Annotated in this window: 21 protein-coding genes; 15 read left to right on the top strand and 6 right to left on the bottom strand. The window is 73.0% G+C overall.

Annotated elements, in window-relative coordinates; translation table 11 throughout:
• The first annotated feature begins 5 nt into the window (after positions 1-5).
• From ABT369_RS47495 to ABT369_RS47485, 3 genes are read left to right on the top strand one after another with little or no spacing between them, the layout of a single operon-like run.
• Positions 6-422 (top strand): YidH family protein, encoded by a 417-nt coding sequence (locus tag ABT369_RS47495; RefSeq protein WP_350623426.1) that lies wholly within the window; start codon positions 6-8, stop codon positions 420-422.
• Positions 423-743 carry a DUF202 domain-containing protein gene (locus tag ABT369_RS47490; protein ID WP_350623424.1) on the top strand — a complete coding sequence of 107 codons (321 nt, stop codon included), beginning with the start codon at positions 423-425 and terminating at the stop codon, positions 741-743.
• Between the two features lie 25 nt (positions 744-768).
• Entirely contained in the window at positions 769-1,740 is a 972-nt protein-coding gene (locus ABT369_RS47485; protein ID WP_502891919.1) for a formylglycine-generating enzyme family protein, read from the top strand.
• Between the two features lie 5 nt (positions 1,741-1,745).
• On the opposite strand, the gene ABT369_RS47480 is transcribed toward ABT369_RS47485, so the two are convergent.
• The gene (locus tag ABT369_RS47480; RefSeq protein WP_350623422.1) at positions 1,746-2,456 is read right to left on the bottom strand and encodes a DUF1775 domain-containing protein; all 711 of its coding nucleotides are present in this window, start codon (positions 2,454-2,456) and stop codon (positions 1,746-1,748) included.
• Positions 2,457-2,687: 231 nt separating this feature from the next.
• On the opposite strand from ABT369_RS47480, the gene ABT369_RS47475 reads away from it, so the two are divergent.
• From ABT369_RS47475 to ABT369_RS47440, 8 genes are all read left to right on the top strand, one after another.
• Positions 2,688-2,831, top strand: a complete 144-nt coding sequence (locus ABT369_RS47475) for a hypothetical protein (RefSeq protein ID WP_350623420.1) — start codon at positions 2,688-2,690, stop codon at positions 2,829-2,831.
• Positions 2,783-3,724, top strand: coding sequence for a cation diffusion facilitator family transporter (locus tag ABT369_RS47470; protein ID WP_350623418.1), 942 nt, complete (start codon positions 2,783-2,785; stop codon positions 3,722-3,724). Before ABT369_RS47475 ends, ABT369_RS47470 begins: the two co-directional genes overlap by 49 nt.
• Before the next feature lie 84 nt (positions 3,725-3,808).
• Positions 3,809-4,519 (top strand): GntR family transcriptional regulator, encoded by a 711-nt coding sequence (locus tag ABT369_RS47465; RefSeq protein WP_350623416.1) that lies wholly within the window; start codon positions 3,809-3,811, stop codon positions 4,517-4,519.
• Complete coding sequence (gene deoC, locus ABT369_RS47460) at positions 4,516-5,172, top strand: deoxyribose-phosphate aldolase (protein ID WP_350623414.1); 657 nt, start codon at positions 4,516-4,518, stop codon at positions 5,170-5,172. The genes ABT369_RS47465 and deoC overlap by 4 nt, the downstream gene beginning before the upstream one ends.
• A complete protein-coding gene (locus tag ABT369_RS47455; RefSeq protein WP_350623412.1) occupies positions 5,169-5,588 on the top strand; it encodes a hypothetical protein in 420 nt (139 codons plus the stop codon). The genes deoC and ABT369_RS47455 overlap by 4 nt, the downstream gene beginning before the upstream one ends.
• The gene (locus ABT369_RS47450; RefSeq protein WP_350623410.1) at positions 5,585-6,544 is read left to right on the top strand and encodes a hypothetical protein; all 960 of its coding nucleotides are present in this window, start codon (positions 5,585-5,587) and stop codon (positions 6,542-6,544) included. The genes ABT369_RS47455 and ABT369_RS47450 overlap by 4 nt, the downstream gene beginning before the upstream one ends.
• 2 nt (positions 6,545-6,546) lie before the next feature.
• Positions 6,547-8,247 carry a M16 family metallopeptidase gene (locus tag ABT369_RS47445; protein WP_350623408.1) on the top strand — a complete coding sequence of 567 codons (1,701 nt, stop codon included), beginning with the start codon at positions 6,547-6,549 and terminating at the stop codon, positions 8,245-8,247.
• Positions 8,248-8,297: 50 nt separating this feature from the next.
• A complete protein-coding gene (locus tag ABT369_RS47440) occupies positions 8,298-8,690 on the top strand; it encodes a DUF5713 family protein (protein ID WP_350623407.1) in 393 nt (130 codons plus the stop codon).
• Positions 8,691-8,789: 99 nt separating this feature from the next.
• On the opposite strand, the gene ABT369_RS47435 is transcribed toward ABT369_RS47440, so the two are convergent.
• The 3 genes from ABT369_RS47435 to ABT369_RS47425 all read right to left on the bottom strand — a co-directional run bounded on the left by ABT369_RS47435 (position 8,790) and on the right by ABT369_RS47425 (position 9,999).
• Positions 8,790-9,047, bottom strand: a complete 258-nt coding sequence (locus ABT369_RS47435) for a hypothetical protein (protein ID WP_350623405.1) — start codon at positions 9,045-9,047, stop codon at positions 8,790-8,792.
• A 68-nt stretch (positions 9,048-9,115) separates the two neighbouring features.
• Entirely contained in the window at positions 9,116-9,463 is a 348-nt protein-coding gene (locus tag ABT369_RS47430) for a hypothetical protein (protein ID WP_350623403.1), read from the bottom strand.
• Positions 9,464-9,540: 77 nt separating this feature from the next.
• Positions 9,541-9,999: a Rossmann-fold NAD(P)-binding domain-containing protein gene (locus ABT369_RS47425; RefSeq protein ID WP_350623401.1), complete on the bottom strand. Its 459-nt coding sequence runs from the start codon at positions 9,997-9,999 to the stop codon at positions 9,541-9,543.
• A 30-nt stretch (positions 10,000-10,029) separates the two neighbouring features.
• On the opposite strand from ABT369_RS47425, the gene ABT369_RS47420 reads away from it, so the two are divergent.
• On the top strand, positions 10,030-10,488 hold the full coding sequence (locus ABT369_RS47420; RefSeq protein ID WP_350623399.1) for a TetR/AcrR family transcriptional regulator: 459 nt from the start codon (positions 10,030-10,032) through the stop codon (positions 10,486-10,488).
• A 34-nt stretch (positions 10,489-10,522) separates the two neighbouring features.
• Here ABT369_RS47420 and ABT369_RS47415 read toward each other — a convergent pair whose 3' ends face one another.
• Positions 10,523-11,986, bottom strand: coding sequence for an NAD-dependent succinate-semialdehyde dehydrogenase (locus ABT369_RS47415; protein ID WP_350623397.1), 1,464 nt, complete (start codon positions 11,984-11,986; stop codon positions 10,523-10,525).
• A 66-nt stretch (positions 11,987-12,052) separates the two neighbouring features.
• Between ABT369_RS47415 and ABT369_RS47410 the strand changes: the two genes are divergently transcribed.
• Positions 12,053-13,009, top strand: coding sequence for a LysR family transcriptional regulator (locus ABT369_RS47410; RefSeq protein ID WP_350623395.1), 957 nt, complete (start codon positions 12,053-12,055; stop codon positions 13,007-13,009).
• On the opposite strand, the gene ABT369_RS47405 is transcribed toward ABT369_RS47410, so the two are convergent.
• The gene (locus ABT369_RS47405) at positions 12,993-13,406 is read right to left on the bottom strand and encodes a DUF3592 domain-containing protein (RefSeq protein WP_350623393.1); all 414 of its coding nucleotides are present in this window, start codon (positions 13,404-13,406) and stop codon (positions 12,993-12,995) included. The two genes, ABT369_RS47410 and ABT369_RS47405, sit on opposite strands and share 17 nt — an antisense overlap.
• 180 nt (positions 13,407-13,586) lie before the next feature.
• On the opposite strand from ABT369_RS47405, the gene ABT369_RS47400 reads away from it, so the two are divergent.
• Both ABT369_RS47400 and ABT369_RS47395 read left to right on the top strand, forming a co-directional pair.
• Positions 13,587-15,377 carry an endonuclease/exonuclease/phosphatase family protein gene (locus ABT369_RS47400; protein ID WP_350623391.1) on the top strand — a complete coding sequence of 597 codons (1,791 nt, stop codon included), beginning with the start codon at positions 13,587-13,589 and terminating at the stop codon, positions 15,375-15,377.
• Positions 15,378-15,441: 64 nt separating this feature from the next.
• On the top strand, positions 15,442-16,440 hold the full coding sequence (locus ABT369_RS47395) for a glycoside hydrolase family 18 protein (protein WP_350623389.1): 999 nt from the start codon (positions 15,442-15,444) through the stop codon (positions 16,438-16,440).
• The last annotated feature ends 554 nt before the right edge of the window (positions 16,441-16,994 follow it).

Below are 16,994 nucleotides of genomic sequence, written 5' to 3'. Positions count from 1 at the left end.
GCGCCGTGCCGGCCGAATCGGTCTTCAGGGCCGCCCCGGGCAGGCGGGGCGAGGACGCGGAGGCCGTCGAGACCACCGCCGCGCCGGAGGTCGAGCGCGAGCCCGACTACCGCTTCACGCTCGCCAACGAGCGAACGGTGCTGGCCTGGCTGCGCACCTCACTCGCGCTCATGGCCGCGGGCGTCGCCGTCGTGCAGTTCGTGCCGCTGCTCGGCCGCCCGGCCGTGCGGGAGGCGACCGGACTGGGCTTCACCGTCCTCAGCGTCGTCGTCGCGATCGCCGCTGTGCTGCGCTGGCGTACCGTGCAGCGTGCGATGCGCCGCGGCCGGCCGCTGCCCGGCTCGGCGGCCGTCTGGGTGGTGGCGGCCGGGCTGGCCGCCGCCGGGCTCGGCGTGTGCGTCATGATGCTGGCCGGGCCGTGAATGGCGCGCCTCGACCCCGGCCTGCAGGCCGAACGTACCGCGATCGCGTGGACCCGCACCGCCGCGTGCTGCCTGGCGAACGGGGTGCTGTTCATCCCGCGCTACCTGCGCGACCGGACCGACCTGGCGGTCCTGTTGCTCGTCGCGATGGCGTTCGCGCTCGCCGCCGTGACGTTCGTGACCGCCCGCCGGCGCCGGCGCACCCTGACCCGGCCCGAGCGGCCCGGGCCGGTGTCGGCGCGGCCCCTGGTCACCGTGGCCGCCGGCAACGCCCTCTTCGGTGTGCTGTTCCTGCTGGACCTCCTGGCGCACCAGCCGTGACCGACACCGTGCCGAAAGGGCAAGGATGACCAACAGCTGCTGCTCTCCCGGGCGGGTACCGCCACCCGGCGCCGCCGAACCGTCCACCGGCCGACCCGCCGCCCCGTCCGCCGGCCGCGGCACCGACGACGCCGCGATGGTGACGGTGCCCGCCGGGACCTTCCTCATGGGTGGCGACGACCCCGACGCGTTCCCCGCCGACGGGGAGGGCCCGATCCGCGAGGTGACGCTTTCGGCGTTCCGGATCGATACGACGGCCGTGAGCAACGCACGGTTCGCGGCCTTCGTCGCGGCGACCGGACACCGTACCGAGGCCGAGCAGTTCGGCTGGTCCTTCGTATTCCATCGGCTGCTGCACCCGGCGGCACGGCCGCACGTCATGGACGCGACCGTGCCCGGGGCGCCGTGGTGGCTCGCGGTCGAGGGCGCTGACTGGCGCCGCCCCGACGGGCCCGGCTCGGACATCACCGACCGCTCCGACCACCCGGTGGTACACGTGTCGTGGCACGACGCCGTCGCCTTCGCCGCCTGGGCGGGCAAACGGCTGCCGACCGAGGCCGAGTGGGAGATGGCCGCCCGCGGCGGGCGCGAACGAGCCCGCTTCCCCTGGGGCGACGAGCTGGCACCCGGCGGGGTGCACCGGTGCAACACCTGGCAGGGCACGTTCCCCCGGTTGGACACCGCCGAGGACGGCTACGCCGGCACCGCACCGGTCGGCGCGTTCGAGGCCAACGGATTCGGCCTGTACAACACCTCCGGCAACGTCTGGGAGTGGTGCGCCGACTGGTTCAGCGCCGACTGGCACCGGGAAGCGACCCGCCAGACCCGCATCGACCCGAAGGGCCCGCCGTCGGGCGCGGCCCGTGCGATGCGCGGCGGCTCATACCTGTGCCACGTCAGCTACTGCAACCGCTACCGGGTCGCCGCCCGCACGGGGAGCACCCCGGACAGCTCGACCGGACACTGCGGCTTCCGCTGCGCCTCCGACGTGCCGTAGCGCCGCTACGGGGTGGTGCGGCGCCGGCGGGTGCGGACGACGAGGAGCAGGACGCCGGCGACGACCAGCAGGGCCACGGTCATGAGCGCGATCGCCGTCACCGTGCCCGCGGTGTTCTGGCTCGTGTCCTGGTTCGCGGCGACCGGCGTCGGGCTCGCGGCCGCGGGCTCGGTGGCCGCGACGCTCGGGGCGGCGCTGTGGGCGGTGCCGGGAGTGGAGGCCGCCGGTTGCAGCATGAGCACCGGGGCCGGATGCTCGGGCTCCGGGTTGCCCGCCTCCGGCAGGTCGATCCAGCGGGTGACACTGCCGTCGCTGTACGTCTCCAGCGTCTTGAAGGCCAGCATGCGGGCCGTCGCCGGCAACTGTGCGATGCGGATCTTGTGCACCGCGTCGGCCCGCGGCTTCAGCGCGGGGCCGGAGATCGTGTAGCCCTCCGTCCCGGCGCTGAACGACCACCCCTGCGGGGCGTCGACCAGCTCCACGTCGCCCATCTCGATGCCCTCCGGCAGCGCGACCCGTTCGGCGCTGATGCCGGCCCGCGAGGATTCACCCTCGCTGGTGAACGTGATCGTCACGTTCCGGGCGCTCGCGTGCGGCTTGTCCGCGCTGACCTTCACGTGCGCGGACGCGGGGGCGGCCGGCAGCAGGGTGGCCATCAGGCCGGCCGCGATCGCCGCGCTGTACGCGGCCAGGCGCCGCGGGCCACCGTTCGCCATGACGGCAACTCCTCAAGATTCAGAATCGAGCCCCGGTACCGTACTACTACCGTCACTCGAAGTTCGAGCCGGAGACGCCTTTCGGTCAGCCGCCTCCCGGGGGTGTCGCCATTCCCTCCAGCGTGCGTTGCGATGGGAGAGTACGGTGGTGACATATGCGGCATCCCGCATACGTCGAGGTTCCGGGTCACGAGAGGCCGCTTGTCATGAGCAGCAGCGACACCGAGCGTCATGACCACGAGCACGTCGGTGACCACGAGCATGGTGGTCAGCAGCACGATGGTCATGAGCACGATGACCATGGGCACGGTGGTCACGCTCACGGAGTGGCCGCGGATGCCGACCGGCGCTGGCTCACCCTCGCGCTCGGCCTGATCGGCGTCTTCATGGCCGGCGAGGTCGTCGTCGGGCTCCTCGCCCGCTCCCTTGCGCTGCTCTCCGATGCCGCGCACATGCTGACCGACGCGGGCGCCATCGTGCTCGCGCTCGTGGCCATGCGGCTGGCGGCGCGGCCGCCGAAAGGGGGGTACACCTTCGGCTTGAAACGGGCCGAGATCCTCTCGGCGCAGGCCAACGGGCTCACCATGATCATCCTTGGCGGCTGGCTCGGCTTCGAGGCGATCCGCCGGCTCATGCACCCGCCCGAGGTCGCCGGCGGGCTCGTGCTGGTCACGGCGCTCGCCGGGATCGTGGTCAACCTCGCCGCGGCGTGGGCGATGTCGCGGGCGAACCGGTCCAGCCTCAACGTCGAGGGCGCGTTCCAGCACATCCTCAACGACCTGTTCGCGTTCATCGCCACCGCGGCCGCCGGCCTCGTCATGGTGCTGACCGGCTTCACCCGGGCCGACCCAATCGCCACCCTCGTCGTCGTGGTGCTGATGTTCAAGGCCGGGATCGGGCTCATCCGCGCGTCCGGGCGTATCTTCCTCGAGGCGGCCCCGACCGGCATCGACCCGCCCGCGCTGGGGGCGCGGCTGGCAGCGGTCAGCGGCGTGGTCGAGGTCCACGACCTGCACGTCTGGGAGATCACCTCCGGCGAGCCGGCCCTGTCCGCCCACGTGCTCGTCACGGCGGGCCGCGACTGCCACGCCGTGCGCGCCGCCATCGAGACCATGCTGCGGCAGGAGTACCGCATCACGCACAGCACGCTCCAGGTCGACCATGCCGGCACCGGTCCCACCGTGTTCACCGGCCGCGAGGCGAGCCTCGACGGCCCCCACTGCGAGGACTCGCACGGCGTCTCGTACCGCTCGCCGGCGGCCTCCTGACCCCGCGGCGGCACCGGAACCCTGGACATCCCCCGCACGACCGTGCCAACATCTAGGTTGTCTAGATGACTTGGAGGACGTGTGGTGAAAGCGCCACTGTACGTGCGGATCGAGCGGGAACTGCGCATGCGCCTCGCCGGAGCCCGGCCCGGTGACGCGCTGCCGGCCGAAGCAGTGCTCGCGGCGGAGTTCGGCGTCGCGCGCATGACCATGCGGGCCGCGCTCAACGCGCTCGAGGCCGACGGGCTGATCGAGCGAATCCAGGGCCGGGGGACGTTCGTGCGGCAGCGGCCCGCACCCCGCGCCGCCGGCACCCTCATGAGCTTCCAGGACCAGGTCCGCAGCTGGGGCCGCACACCCTCGTCGCGGCTGGTCGAGGCCGAGGTCCGGGCCGCGTCCGGCGAGGAGGCGGCGGCGCTGGGGCTCACCGCGTCCGCGCCCCGCGTGGTCTCGATCGTCCGCGTGCGGATGGCCGACGGGACGCCGCTCGCGGTGGAGTACGCCTGCTTCCCCGCCCACCTGACCGCGCTGCTCGACGCCGACCTCGAGGGCGGGTCCCTGCACCGCACGCTGCACGGTCTCGGGCTGCGCCCGACGCTGGGCTCCTCGACCCTGACGGCCCAGCCGGCCGGCCCCGACGGCGGCCGGCTCCAGGTGCCCGAGGACGAGCCACTGCTCGTCGAGACCAGGCTCATCGTCGACCAGGAGGCGGCGCCGCTGGAGTACACGATCAGCCGTTATGTCGGCTCCCGCTATGCCCTGCGGGTCACGTTCGACGTGCAGGCACCCGCATGAACGTCGCCAAGATGATCGACCACTCGCTGCTGCGCCCCGAGCTGACCACCGCCGACGTCCGGCACGGCTGCGAGATCGCGGCCCGCCGCGAGGTCGCCTCGGTCTGCGTCCGCCCGTCGGACGTCCCGCTCGCCGTGACCGCCCTCGCCGGCACCGGCGTGCTCGTCGGCACCGTGGCCGGCTTCCCGCACGGCGACACCACGACCGCCGTCAAGGCGGCCGAGACCCGGGCGCTCGTCGAGGCCGGCGCCGACGAGATCGACATGGTCCTGCACATCGGCCGGCTCCGCGACGGCGACACCGGCTACGTCCACGACGACATCGCCGCGGTCGTCGCCGCCGCCCAGGGCCGGATCGTGAAGGTCATCCTCGAGAACGCGTACCTCACCGACGCGGAGAAGGTCACCGGCTGCCGCCTCGCCGAGCGTGCCGGCGCCCACTTCGTGAAGACCAGCACCGGCTTCGCCCCCGGCGGCGCGACCCTGGCCGACATCCGGCTCATGCGGGCCGCGGTGTCCCCGTCCATCGAGGTCAAGGCCGCCGGCGGCGTCCGCACCCTCGACACGCTGCTGACCCTGCACGAGGCCGGCGCCACCCGCTTCGGCGCGACCGCCACCGAGACCATCCTCGACGACTTCGCCGCCCGCGCATGACCTGGATCGCATCCGCGGCGACCCTGCGCGGAGACCGCGCCACCAACCAGGACCAGCTCATCGTGGTCGACGGCGCCGCCGCGGTCCTCGACGGCGCGACCTCCTGGCTGCACACGTACGACGGGCCGGATCCCCGGGACGGCGGCTGGTACGCCCGCACCCTCGGCCAGGCCCTCACCGGACGCCTGCCCGGCCACGGCACACCGCTCGCCGACATCCTCGCCGACGCGATCGCGCACGTCCGCGACACCCACGGCCTGCGGCCCGGCGAGAGCCCGTACAGCACCGCGACGATCGCCCGATGGGACACCGAACGCGCGGACCTGCTCGTGCTCGGCGACCGAGGGCCCGCATTGGAAAGGGCCCGTTCGGCGGGCCACACAAATCGGCGCCGGGCCGTACGATCGCGCGCGTGATCTTGCGAGCTTTGGGCCTCGGCCCCGTGCGCACCGACCCCGTCGCGCACTATCCGGACCTGGCGCCGCTGCGCCGGGCGGTACGCGCGGGCGACTGGGGCGGTGTCTCGGCGTACTTCGCGGCCCTCGCGCCCCGCTCCGACCACTCGGTGGCCCTCCGGCTGGTCGCGACCTCGTCCGGCGCCGAGCGGTTCCTGCAGGCGGCGGTGGACGCCGAGCGGGACGCGGCGCTGCCCCGTACGCTGCTCGGCGCCCGGTGCATCGTCATCGGGTGGGCGGCGCGCACCAGCGCCCGCGCCAAGTACGTCACCCAGGCGCAGTGGCGGGTGTTCCACGACTACATCGGCCGCGCCGAGCGGCTGCTCGCCGACGCCACCGCGATCGACCCCACCGACGCGGCGGCCTGGACGGAGCGGATCACCACCGCCCGGGCCATGAGCCTGGGCCTGGACGAGGCGCGCCGGCGGTACGAGCGGGCCGCCGAGCACTGCGATGCGCCGTACCGCGCCCAGGCGCAGCTGGTGCAGAACCTCTGCCCGAAGTGGGGCGGCACGTTCGCGCAGGTCGACGCGTTCGCCGAGCAGTGCCGGCGGGACGGCGCCCCCGGCTCGCTCAGCGGCGCGGTCGTGGCCGACGCCCACATCGAGCACGCGCTCGACGGCGAAACGCTGTCCGCGATGCACCGGTACCTCGGCCAGAGCGGTCCGCGCCGGGCCGTGGAGAGCGCCGCCGAGCACACCGTCCTGCACCCGGACTTCCGCCCGGTGCACGGCTGGGTCACCGCACACTCCACGTTCGCCTTCGCGCTGTACTACGGCGGTCACCTCGGATCGGCGTCGGATCACTTCGCCGCGCTGGGCGACCGGATCTCGCCGTACGGCTGGGAGCTCGTCGCGCCGCAGTGGAAGCCGATCGTGCGCGCCGCCCGGCGCGCGATGCCCCGGTCGGGGCGGTAGCCATGCACGCGACCCAACACACCGAGATCGACGGCGTGCCGGTGCTGCTCGCGCCCGGGGGCGGTGGCCCGACGCGGGCCGGGCTGGTGTTCCGCGTCGGCCGCGCCGACGAGACCGCGGCCACCGGTGGCATCACGCACCTCGTCGAGCACCTCGCCCTGCATCGCCAGGGCGGCCTGGGGCACGACGCCAACGGCATGACCGGCATGACGACCACCCAGTTCGTCACGCAGGGTACCCCGGAGTCGGTGGCCGCCTTCCTGCACGAGGTGTGCGCCGGCCTGCGCGAGCTGCCGCTGGAGCGTCTCGGGGTGGAGCAGCGGATCCTGGGTACCGAGGCGGACAACCGCGCCGACCCTGTCGGCCTGCCGCTGGCGGTGTACCGCTACGGCGCGCGCGACTACGGCCTCGCCGGTCTGCCCGAGTGGGGCATCCACTCCCTTACCGCCGAGCAGGTGGCCGAATGGGCGCGGACGAGGTTCAACCGCGCCAACGCCGCGCTGTGGATCGCAGGCGACGACATCCCGCCGGGCTTGCGGCTCGACCTGCCCGACGGCGACCGGTGGCCGCCGCCGCCCGAGTCGTCGGCGCTGCCGGTGACGCCCGCCTGGTTCACCGGCGCCGCGCCCGCGGTGGTCATGAACGCGCCGGTACCGCGAACCCGCGCCGCGGCCGCCTACGCCCGGCTGCTGGATCGGGCCCTGTTCCGGCAGCTGCGGCAGGAAGGCGGCCTGTCGTACACGGCCGCCGCCGCGTACACCACCGACGGCCGGCCACACGCCTACGTCACCGCCGTTGCCGACGGTCGCCCCGCCCAGCTCGGCGAGGTCCTCGACGGCTTCCTCGCCGAGGTCCACCGGCTGGCCACCACCGAGGTCGACCCGGCGGAGCTCGAGACGGTCCGCGCCCGCGAGCTCGCTGTGCTGGACAGCGCCGATGCCGACGCGAACCTGCTGCCACGTCGTGCCGCCGACCTGTTGTGCGGATTCGACGCCGCCACCACCGCCGAGCTGGTCGAGGGCTTCCGCTCACTCACCGCCGCAGACGTGCGTGAGGTGGCCGCCGACGCCGAGCGCTCGGCGCTGCTCATGGTGCCGAGAACGGGGGTGCGACGACCGCCCGCCGGATTCGAGGCCGCACCGTCGTACTCGCGCTTCGCCGTCACCGGCACCCGGCACCGCTCACGCACCGACCCGAACACCGTCCTCGTCCTCGGCGCCGACGGCGTGAGCGTCGTCCGCCCGCACGCCCCGAGCACCGTGCTGTTCACCGAATGCGTTGCCGCCCTGCGCTTTCCCGACGGGGCACGCCACCTGATCGGCCCGGACGCCATCGCCGTGCAGATCGAGCCCACCCTGTTCCGTCTGCCGAGCGATGCGGCGGCCCGCATCGACGCGGCCCTGCCGCCGGAAGTGCTGATCGACCTCCCGGCCCGCGCCCCGGACGCGGTTCCCCGCCCGAACCGTGCCGCCGGCCTACGCGCCCGGGGCCGCCGGCTCGCCGTGCCGGCCCGCGCACGCCTGGATCGATTGACCATGTACCGCGGCCGCACGGCGAGCACCCTGGCCACCATTGCGCTGACGCTGCTCGCTCTCGTGTCGGCCGTGCTCGCCATCGCCCAACCCGAACGCCCCCTCGGCTGGCTCACCGCGGGCCTGCTCGTCACGCTGAGCTTGCGGCGCTGGTTCCGCGGCCGTTCGTAGTAGCCACGGTCGGCGGCCGTGGGATCGTCGTCGCCGCCTACGCTGTCGCCATGATCGAGCGTTTGACCCATCGGTGGCGGCGGGAGACGGCGGAGCAGGAAGCGGCGGTCGCCGCCGGGACGATGCCGCGAGAAGAGGCATACGCGCTGACGTTCTTCCCGCCGCCGTTCGTCGCTGCGGTGGACGCGGCCCTGGAGGCGTACGAGCAGGAGGTCGCGAGCCTGAATCCGCCGACGGACGAGGCGGTGTGGGCCGCGGTCGAACGGGTCGTGGTAGCGCTCAACGACGTCGACCTGGCGTTCGGTGAACACATCGAGACCATGACCCGGGAGGAGTTGAGCGAGTACATCGAAGACGTCCTCGCCGGGGCCGGCATCGACGTCGAGGCGCTGCTGGAACGCCGCGGCGTCGACGAGGCGGCCGGTGAATGGCGCGACTGGTGATCAACGCCGCCGACGGTACAGCGCCGGCCGTCGCGGGTTGGGCAGCCACTCGCGCCCGGGACGGCCGATTCGGCTGCCCCGGACGCGAGTAGGGGCCGCCTACCCGCGCCGGCGGCGGATCGCCGGGAACTCCAGTGCCACGAGGCGGCCGCCCGGCATGGTGATCACCCGCCGGACGGTGCGGACCTTGACGAGCGGACCCCGGGCGAACGGATCGGGGTCGACCTCGGCGAGGCACCGCAGCAGCGTCACCGCATCGCAGGTGGCGAGCAGGCGCCGCGCCCACTGCTCCAGCTCCTCCGTCGCGCCCGGGCCGCCATCGTCGTCCGGCGGATCAGGCTCGGCATCGCTCCGCATCGGCCCTCCATTCCTCTCACGACGATTGACGTGTCCCGGGCGCGTCCGCGTTGCCTGCGCGGCGGATCTCAGCGTCGGCGGCTCAGCCAGCTCCCCTTGGCGTCCGGGGCGACGGGCGCCTCGCTCGCCTGAGCGGCGGCGAGCTGCCGCCGGAGCTCGTCGATGAGCAGGCGGCGCTCCTCGGCGCGGGCCTGGGCCTCGCGGGCCGTGGCCGTCGCCTCGGCGGCCTCGGTGTGCGCGGTGGTCAGCTCGGCCCGGTGGTGCTCGTCGGCCGCCTCCAGCGCGGCGATCTGGGCCTGCAGCGCCTCGACCTGGCCCTCCAGGTGGGCGACGCGGAGCTCGGCCCGGCGCAGTCGTGCCACGGGCGAGGTGTCGTCGTCGGTGATCCAGGTCTGCTCCGTTGCCGTACCTGCCATGCTCCGCTCCATTCACATGAACGCCGGATGTATGCGACCTGACGGTACGACCACGAGCTGGGTGTTCGCTGGGATCTCTAGTGCGAGCGAGCCCACCGCTCGAAGGTCGTCGTCGCGATGCCGAACGCCGCGGCCATCGCCGGGCGGGCCGGGGCCGGGTAGGTGTCCATCCGCCGCTGCGACTTCGCCAGCTCCGGCGGGACACCCCAGGCGATCGCCTGCTCCGGACTGTCCGGCAGCTCGATCGGCTCCGCCCGGACGGCGTTGAGGATCTCGACCGCGCGGCGCAGGGACACCTCGTCGCCCGCGAGCTCCAGCACGACCTCGTGGAAGCGCCCCGGGTCCGCGAGCGCCGCGAGCGCGGCCGCGCCGATGTCCCGGACCGCGACCCACGGGCGGATCGCGTCGAGGTCGTTGACGACCGTCAGCCGGTTCGACGTGAAGCCCGCGAACCACAGCGACGGCGGCCGCAGGTTCTCCATGAAGCCGGCCGGCCGCAGGATGGTCCAAGCATCGAAGCTGGCCTCGCGAACCACCCGTTCGGCCTCGATCTTGCTGCGCCAGTAGTGGGCCGGGAAGGCGCCCCACCGCTCGCCCGCCGGGCCGGCGTCGGCTCGGCCACCCTGCACCGGCACTTCCGATCCCGCGAGGCCCTGCTGACCGAGGTCTTCATCGAGGGCGTCGAGCGGCTGGCGGCCCGCGGCCGGGAACTCGGCGCGACCGCGGGCGGCGACGGGCTGACCGCCTGGCTGGAGGAGCTGACCCGCTACACCGCCACCACTCGCGGGCTCGCCGTGTCGCTGCGGCCGGCCGGGGCCGCGACCAGCGGCTGCCACGGCGTCCTCGCGGACGTGGCCGCCGAGCTCGCGACGGTCGCGGCCGGGGCCGGACGGCTGCGCCCCGGGATCGCCGTCGACGACCTGCTCGCCCTGGCCAACGGCATCGCCATCCAGGCCGAGGGCGACCCGGAACTGGCCGCCCGGCTGCTGCGCATCGCGATCGCCGGCGTCGAGCCCAGCCCGTGACCCGGCGCCGGGAAGAGCGCGAGGTCCTCGGGCTTTACCAGGCGATGGTGAAGTACCGGGTTTCCAGGTACTCCTCGATGCCGGCCCGGGCCCCTTCGCGTCCGATGCCACTCTGCTTGACACCGCCGAACGGCGCCGCGGGATCGGAGACGAGGCCACGGTTGATGCCGACCATTCCGGCGTCGATACGCTCCGCGAGCCGCAGCGCATCGCCGAGTTCGCCGTACACGTAGGCGGCGAGCCCGTACTCGGTGTCGTTGACCATCGCCAGGAGCTGCTCGGGATCGCTCCAGGTCACGATCGCGGCGACCGGCCCGAAGATCTCTTCGCGCACGAGCGGGGAGTCGGCCGGGACATCGGTGACGACGGCCGGGCTGTAGAAGTATCCCTCGGCGGTCGCCGGCCGCGACCGGTACGCCAGCCGTGCCCCGGCGGCGAGAGCCTGCTCCACCAGGTCGGTGACCCCGGCAAGGGCTCGCTTCGAGATCAGCGGCCCGACGTCGGCGCCTGACTGTGCGGGGCCGACGGTGAGCGCCTCCACCCGCGCCCCGAGGTCGGCGGTGAACTGCTCCGCGACGCTCTCGTGCACGTAGAACCGGTTCGCCGCCGTGCACGCTTGACCGCCGTTGCGGAACTTGGCGATCATCGCTCCGTCGACCGCGGCCGCGACATCGGCGGTCGCGGTGACGATGAACGGTGCGTTGCCGCCGAGCTCCATCGATGTGTTCAGCACCCGGTCCGCCGCCTGCCGCAGCAGGGTCCGCCCGACGCCGGTCGACCCGGTGAAGGAGAGCTTGCGGACGTCGGGATGCCGGAGCCAGGTGGTCACGATCCCGGCGGCGTCCAGGCCCGCGACGACGTTGACGACACCGGCGGGCACGCCGGCCTCCTCGAGCAGCCGTGCGATCGCCAGGGCGGTGAGCGGTGTCTCGGCGGCAGGCTTCAGCACCACCGTGCAGCCCGCGGCGAGTGCGGGGGCGATCTTGCGCGCGGCCATGGCGGCCGGGAAGTTCCAGGGCGTGACCAGCGCGGCGACGCCGACCGGCTTGTGGGTGACGATCGTGCGGGTGCCACCGGCCGGCGACGGCCCGTAGTCCCCACCGGAGCGGACCGCCTCCTCGGCGTACCAGCGGAAGAACTCCGCCGCGTATTCGACCTCTGCTCGCGCGTCGGCGTGTGATTTGCCGTTCTCGGCGCAGATCAGCGCGGTCAGCTGCTCGGCGTCGCGGAGCATCAGCTCACGGGTCCGGCTCAGCAGCTCACCGCGGGTGCGAGGCGGAAGCGCTGCCCAGGCCGGGAAGCGGGCCGCGGCGGTGTGCGCGGCGGCGGCGGCCTCGACGGCGGTGCCGTCCGCGACATGGGCGATGGTCTTCGTGGTCGCGGGGTTCTCCACGGCGAAAACGCCACCGCCGGCGGCGGCCGGGTTCAGCATCTCGATGTAGGCGGTGACATCGTCGGTGGAGGCGGTGGTCACGCCGGTTCGCTCAAGATCGCCCATGGTCTTGATAATGGGCTGCCACCAACCATGCCGTCCAACACCTGTTCGGCACTAGAATCATGTCTGGTGAGCATAGATCTGCGCCTGCTGACCTACCTGGTCGCCACCGTCGACCAGGGGTCGGTCACGAAGGCGGCCCAGGCGCTCCACCTCACCCAGCCCGTGCTCTCCCGGCAGCTGCGCGAGCTGGAGCGGCGGATCGGGCTGTCGCTGTTCGAACGCGCCGGCCGGCGACTTCGGCTGACCCCGGCCGGTGAGGAGTTCCTGGCCAGGGCGCGCGGCCTGCTCGTGCAGGCGGACGAGGTCGAGCGCGCCGCCGCGCACCTGGCGGCCGGAGGGCTCGACGTGCTGCGCCTGGCCGTGCCGACGACGACGCTGACCGACGTGCTCGCCCCGTTTCTGGCGACGTTGGAGCACCACGATCCCGTACCGATCGTGCGTGAGCTGGACCCGCGCGGCGCCCTGGCCGCGCTGCAGTCCGGTGCGGACCTCGCGATCGTGACCAACCGGCCGCCGCGGGGGCTGGCGAGCATCCCGCTCGCGGTGCTGCCGATCTGGGCGTACGTGCGCGGCGACGACCCGTGGACGGCTCAGGCCGAGGTCCCGCTGCACCGGCTCGTCGACCGGCAGCTCGTCCTGATGACCGAGCAGTACCGCCCGCGCATCATCCTCGACCGCGCCGTCGACGAGGCTGGCCTGACCTACGGCGCCGTGCTGGAGTGCACGAACGCGCAGGTGGCGCAGGCCCTGGCCGCCGCGGGCCGCGGCGTCGCGATCGTCTCGGACGACCCGCGGTTCGACCTGGTCCCGTTGCGGGTGCGCTCCGGTGCCGGGCTGCTGCGGATACACCTGTTCGCGGCATGGAATCCCGTGCACCACGCCGCGCGGGAACTGGGGAGGTTCGCGACCCGCATCTCGGACTTCTGCGTGCGGCGCTACGGTCCCGAGGTGCGGCCGGTCGGCAGTCCCGGCGGGTCGCCCGCCGGGACTGCCGGAGCCGGAGGGGCTACAGCATCAGGTTGATGGCCAGGGAGGCCACGCCGACGATGGCGACCAGCGGGCCGATCACGACGAACACGCCGTGCAGCACATTCGTGGCGCCGGCCATGCCCTCCAGCTGGGCCCGGTACGGCTCGGCCGGGTCGTAGAGCACGACGACCGGGGTGCCGGGCCGGTAGCGGGGCGGGTTGGTGCCGACCTGCTCGGTCGCGCGCATCGGGTGCCCCTCGCGGGTGTGGTAGTCGTACACCGGCATCGCGACGTCGCTGCCGTCGACCTGCCGCCACATGTTGTCGACCACCATGCCGTTGACGCGGACCGCCCGGGCGCGGAACTTCCGGGAACTCTTGATGCGCTTTATGCCACTGACGGTGACGATCGTGCCGATCACGACCGCCCCGAGGGAAATCAACAACCACATGGCCGACCATGATGTCGGTCGAAGCCCCGGCGATCCGCTCGAAGTCGATCAACCGACAGTAGGCAACCGGCCGCGCCCATGAAGAGTTCATCGACAGTCTGGCTGGCCATGCATTGCGCCCGCGGCGAGACGGCATCGAGGATCAAAGTGATCGCCGAACGTCTATCCCCGGGAGATCCTGTGCGAAGACTCCTCCTCGTCGTGCTCGCGGTGCTCGCCGCCGTCGTGCCCGTCCCGTCCGCCGCGTTCGCCGCGGCCGACGGGACCCTCGCCGCCGCCTCCGTCCCGGCCGGCCAGGACATCCGGTTCACGTACTCGACGCCCACCCCGAACGCGAAGAACTGGGTCGGCCTCTACTCCGACCCCGGCAACGGGCCGGTCAACCAGGTCTACGTCGGGCAGTCGACGAAGTGGGCCTACGCCCCGTCGGCCAGCGGCTCGGGCACCCTGCCCACCGCGGGACTCGCCCCCGGCGCGTACGTCCTGTACTTCCTCTACAACGACGGGTACACCTGGCTCGCCCAGCCCGTCAAACTCCAGCTCACCGGATCCCTCACACTCGCCTCGACGACAGTGCCCGCGGGAAGTCCGATCCAGGTGTCGTACGCCACCACGAAACCGAACGCGAAGAACTGGATCGGCCTCTATCACAACCCCGGCAACGGCCCGGTCAACCAGGTCTTCGTCGGCCAGAGTGAGCAGTGGACCTACACGGCCGGCGCGAGCGGCACCGCATCGCTGCCCACGACCGGACTCCTGCCCGGTGACTACATCGTGTACTACCTCTACAACGACGGGTACACCTGGCTCGCCCAACCGGTCCCGCTGCGCATCTCCGGCACGGGCACCCCGCACTTCCCGACCGCGGCGTTCACGCTGCGCAACGCCAAGGTCGGCACCGCGTACTCGGCCACCGTCGGCGGGCTGGTGCTGGGCAACACCGCGGGCCTGACCTTCGCCAAGACCTCCGGGCCGGCCTGGGTGAACGTCTCCGGCACGGGCGCGGTCACCGGCACCCCGACCGCGGCCGGCACCGCGACCGTCGGCATCCGCGCCACGACCAGCGGCGGCACCGCGAACGCGACCGTCACCATCCGGGTGCAGTCCGGCGCCCTCGTCCCGCAGGTGCGCGTGCTGAGCTGGAACCTGTGGCACGGCGCCACCGTCGTGGACAACGGGCCCGAGAAGGTCATGAAGTTCCTGCTCGAACGCGACGTCGACGTCGTCGGCATCCAGGAGAACCAGGACGGCGTGGCCCAGTCGATCGCCAACGCGCTCGGCTGGTCGGCGTACCAGAACGCCGACGTCGCGGTGCTGAGCCGCTACCCGATCACCGCCACGACCCCCACCACCGCCGGCGTGGCGGTCGCGGCCCGCGTCGACCTCGGTGCCCGCTCGCTGCGGCTGTGGAACGCGCACCTCGGCTACACCCCGTACGGCCCCTACGACGCCTGCTTCGGCCACCTCACGGTGCAACAGCTCCTCGACCGCGAGGCATCCTCCGGCCGCACCGGCCAGATCAACGGCGTCATCTCCGCGATGGCCTCCGACCTGGCCGCGTCCGCGACCACCCCGGTGCTGCTCACCGGCGACTTCAACGCACCGTCCCACCTGGACTGGACGGCCGGGAACTCCCGCTGCGGCTACGGCAACGTGCCGTGGCCCACGTCGACCGCCCCGGCCGGCGCCGGGATGACCGACTCGTACCGCCAGGCGCACCCGAACCCCGCCCAGAGCCCCGGCAACACCTGGTCGCCGGTGGACAAGACGTTCGCCGGCGGCTACGGCTACGACTCCCACACCGGCGAGCCCGAGCCGCAGGACCGCATCGACTTCGTCCACTACCGCGGGCCGCTGACCGTGCTGTCCTCGGACGCGCTGTGGGAGGGCACCCCGTCCCAGTCGAACCCGGCGGGCAACGCCTGGCCGTCCGACCACGCCGCCGTCCTGACCGTCTTCGCCGTCAACTGAGCTGGCGCGGGTTTCCGTACGCTGTCGGCGTACGGAAACCCCGCGCTACCAGGGAGAGCACCACATGCCGACGAGTACCGTCCTGGGCGGCTACTACTACTCGGGCCCGATCGAGGCGATCCCCGCCGGCCGCCTGACGCACCTCTTCTACGCCTTCGCCACCATCGAGCGCGGCCACCTGACCCTGCCGCCCGCCGCGCCCGCGACCCTGGCGTACCTGCGCCGCGCCCACCCGCACCTGAAGGTCATCCTCTCGGTCGGCGGCTGGGCCGCGGACGGCTTCTCGGACGCGGCGCTCACGGCCTCGTCGCGGGCGGCGTTCGCCGACGAGTGCCTGACCCTGGCGGCCGGCTTCGACGGCGTGGACCTGGACTGGGAGTTCCCGGTCTCCGGCGGCCCGGCCGAGGTCGTCCACCGCCCCGAGGACCGGCGCAATGCCACCCTGCTCGCCCGGGAGCTGCGCGACCGCCTCGGCCCCGACCGGCTGCTGACCGCCGCCCTGCCCGCGGGGCGCCTGCAGTCCGCGGGCCCCTACGACCCGGCGGAGAGCTACGAGCTCGAGGCGTTCGCCGGGCTGCTCGATTTCGTGTGCCTCATGACGTACGACTTCGGCACCGTCTTTTCGCCGATCGCGACCTTCAACGCCGCGCTGCCCGAGGTGGCCGACGCCGTCGACCACTACGAGAGCCAGGGCGTGCCGCGGGAGAAACTCGTGCTGGGCGTGCCGTTCTACGGCCGGGGCTTCCGCGCGGAGCCGCCGGGCCTGTTCCAGCCGCAGGCCGGTGCCGTGCACGTCGGCGACTATCGGGACATCGCGCGGGACCTGCTGCCCGATCCGGCCTGGGAACGCCACCGGCACCCGGAGGCCCGCTCGCCGTGGCTGTACCACCCGCAGACCCGCACGTTCGTCTCCTACGAGGACGCCGAGTCCATCGGGGAGCGCGCGGCCTTCGCCGCCGAGCACGGCCTGCGCGGCGCCTTCACGTGGCACCTCGGCGGCGACGACGACCAGCACTCACTGCTGGACGCGATGGTCCGCCCGTTCCGCGAGCCGCGGCCTTGACGGCGCCGGATCGACAGGCATCGCATGCGGCGCGGTGATGGCCTTCGCGTCGATTTGCTAGCCGTGGTGTTCAACCGGGCAGTGATCGTCACGGCGGCCCGAGTCTCGAGAGTGCGTCTCCAGCCGTCGGCAAACGCGTGCATGCGCACTTGGCGAGAACGGTCGTTCGTGTGACCGATTCGGCCAGGCCGTCGCTCTTCGTGCCGGCCAGGCCCTAGTATCGTCCGAAGCTGAAGCTCGTCTCTGCGCCTGACCGGTCCTCGAACGATCTGCCGCAACTTGTCAGTGAATGAAATCGGTGAAGTCGATCTTCATCGGCGCAGGTCAAAAAGTGTGCTCCCCGCGCATGCGGGGATGGTCCGGGAGATGCCCCATGACGACCGCCATCGACGACGTGCTCCCCGCGCATGCGGGGATGGTCCGACAGCTCCGCCAACCGGGCCTTGATGTCGGCCGTGCTCCCCGCGCATGCGGGGATGGTCCGGGAGATGCCCCATGACGACCGCCATCGACGACGTGCTCCCCGCGCATGCGGGGATGGTCCGACAGCTCCG

The sequence above is a fragment of the Dactylosporangium sp. NPDC000244 genome (genome assembly GCF_040300725.1).
Lineage (GTDB): Bacteria > Actinomycetota > Actinomycetes > Mycobacteriales > Micromonosporaceae > Dactylosporangium.
Note: the sequence above shows the minus strand (reverse complement) of the source record. Positions and strands in the feature narration are given on the sequence as shown.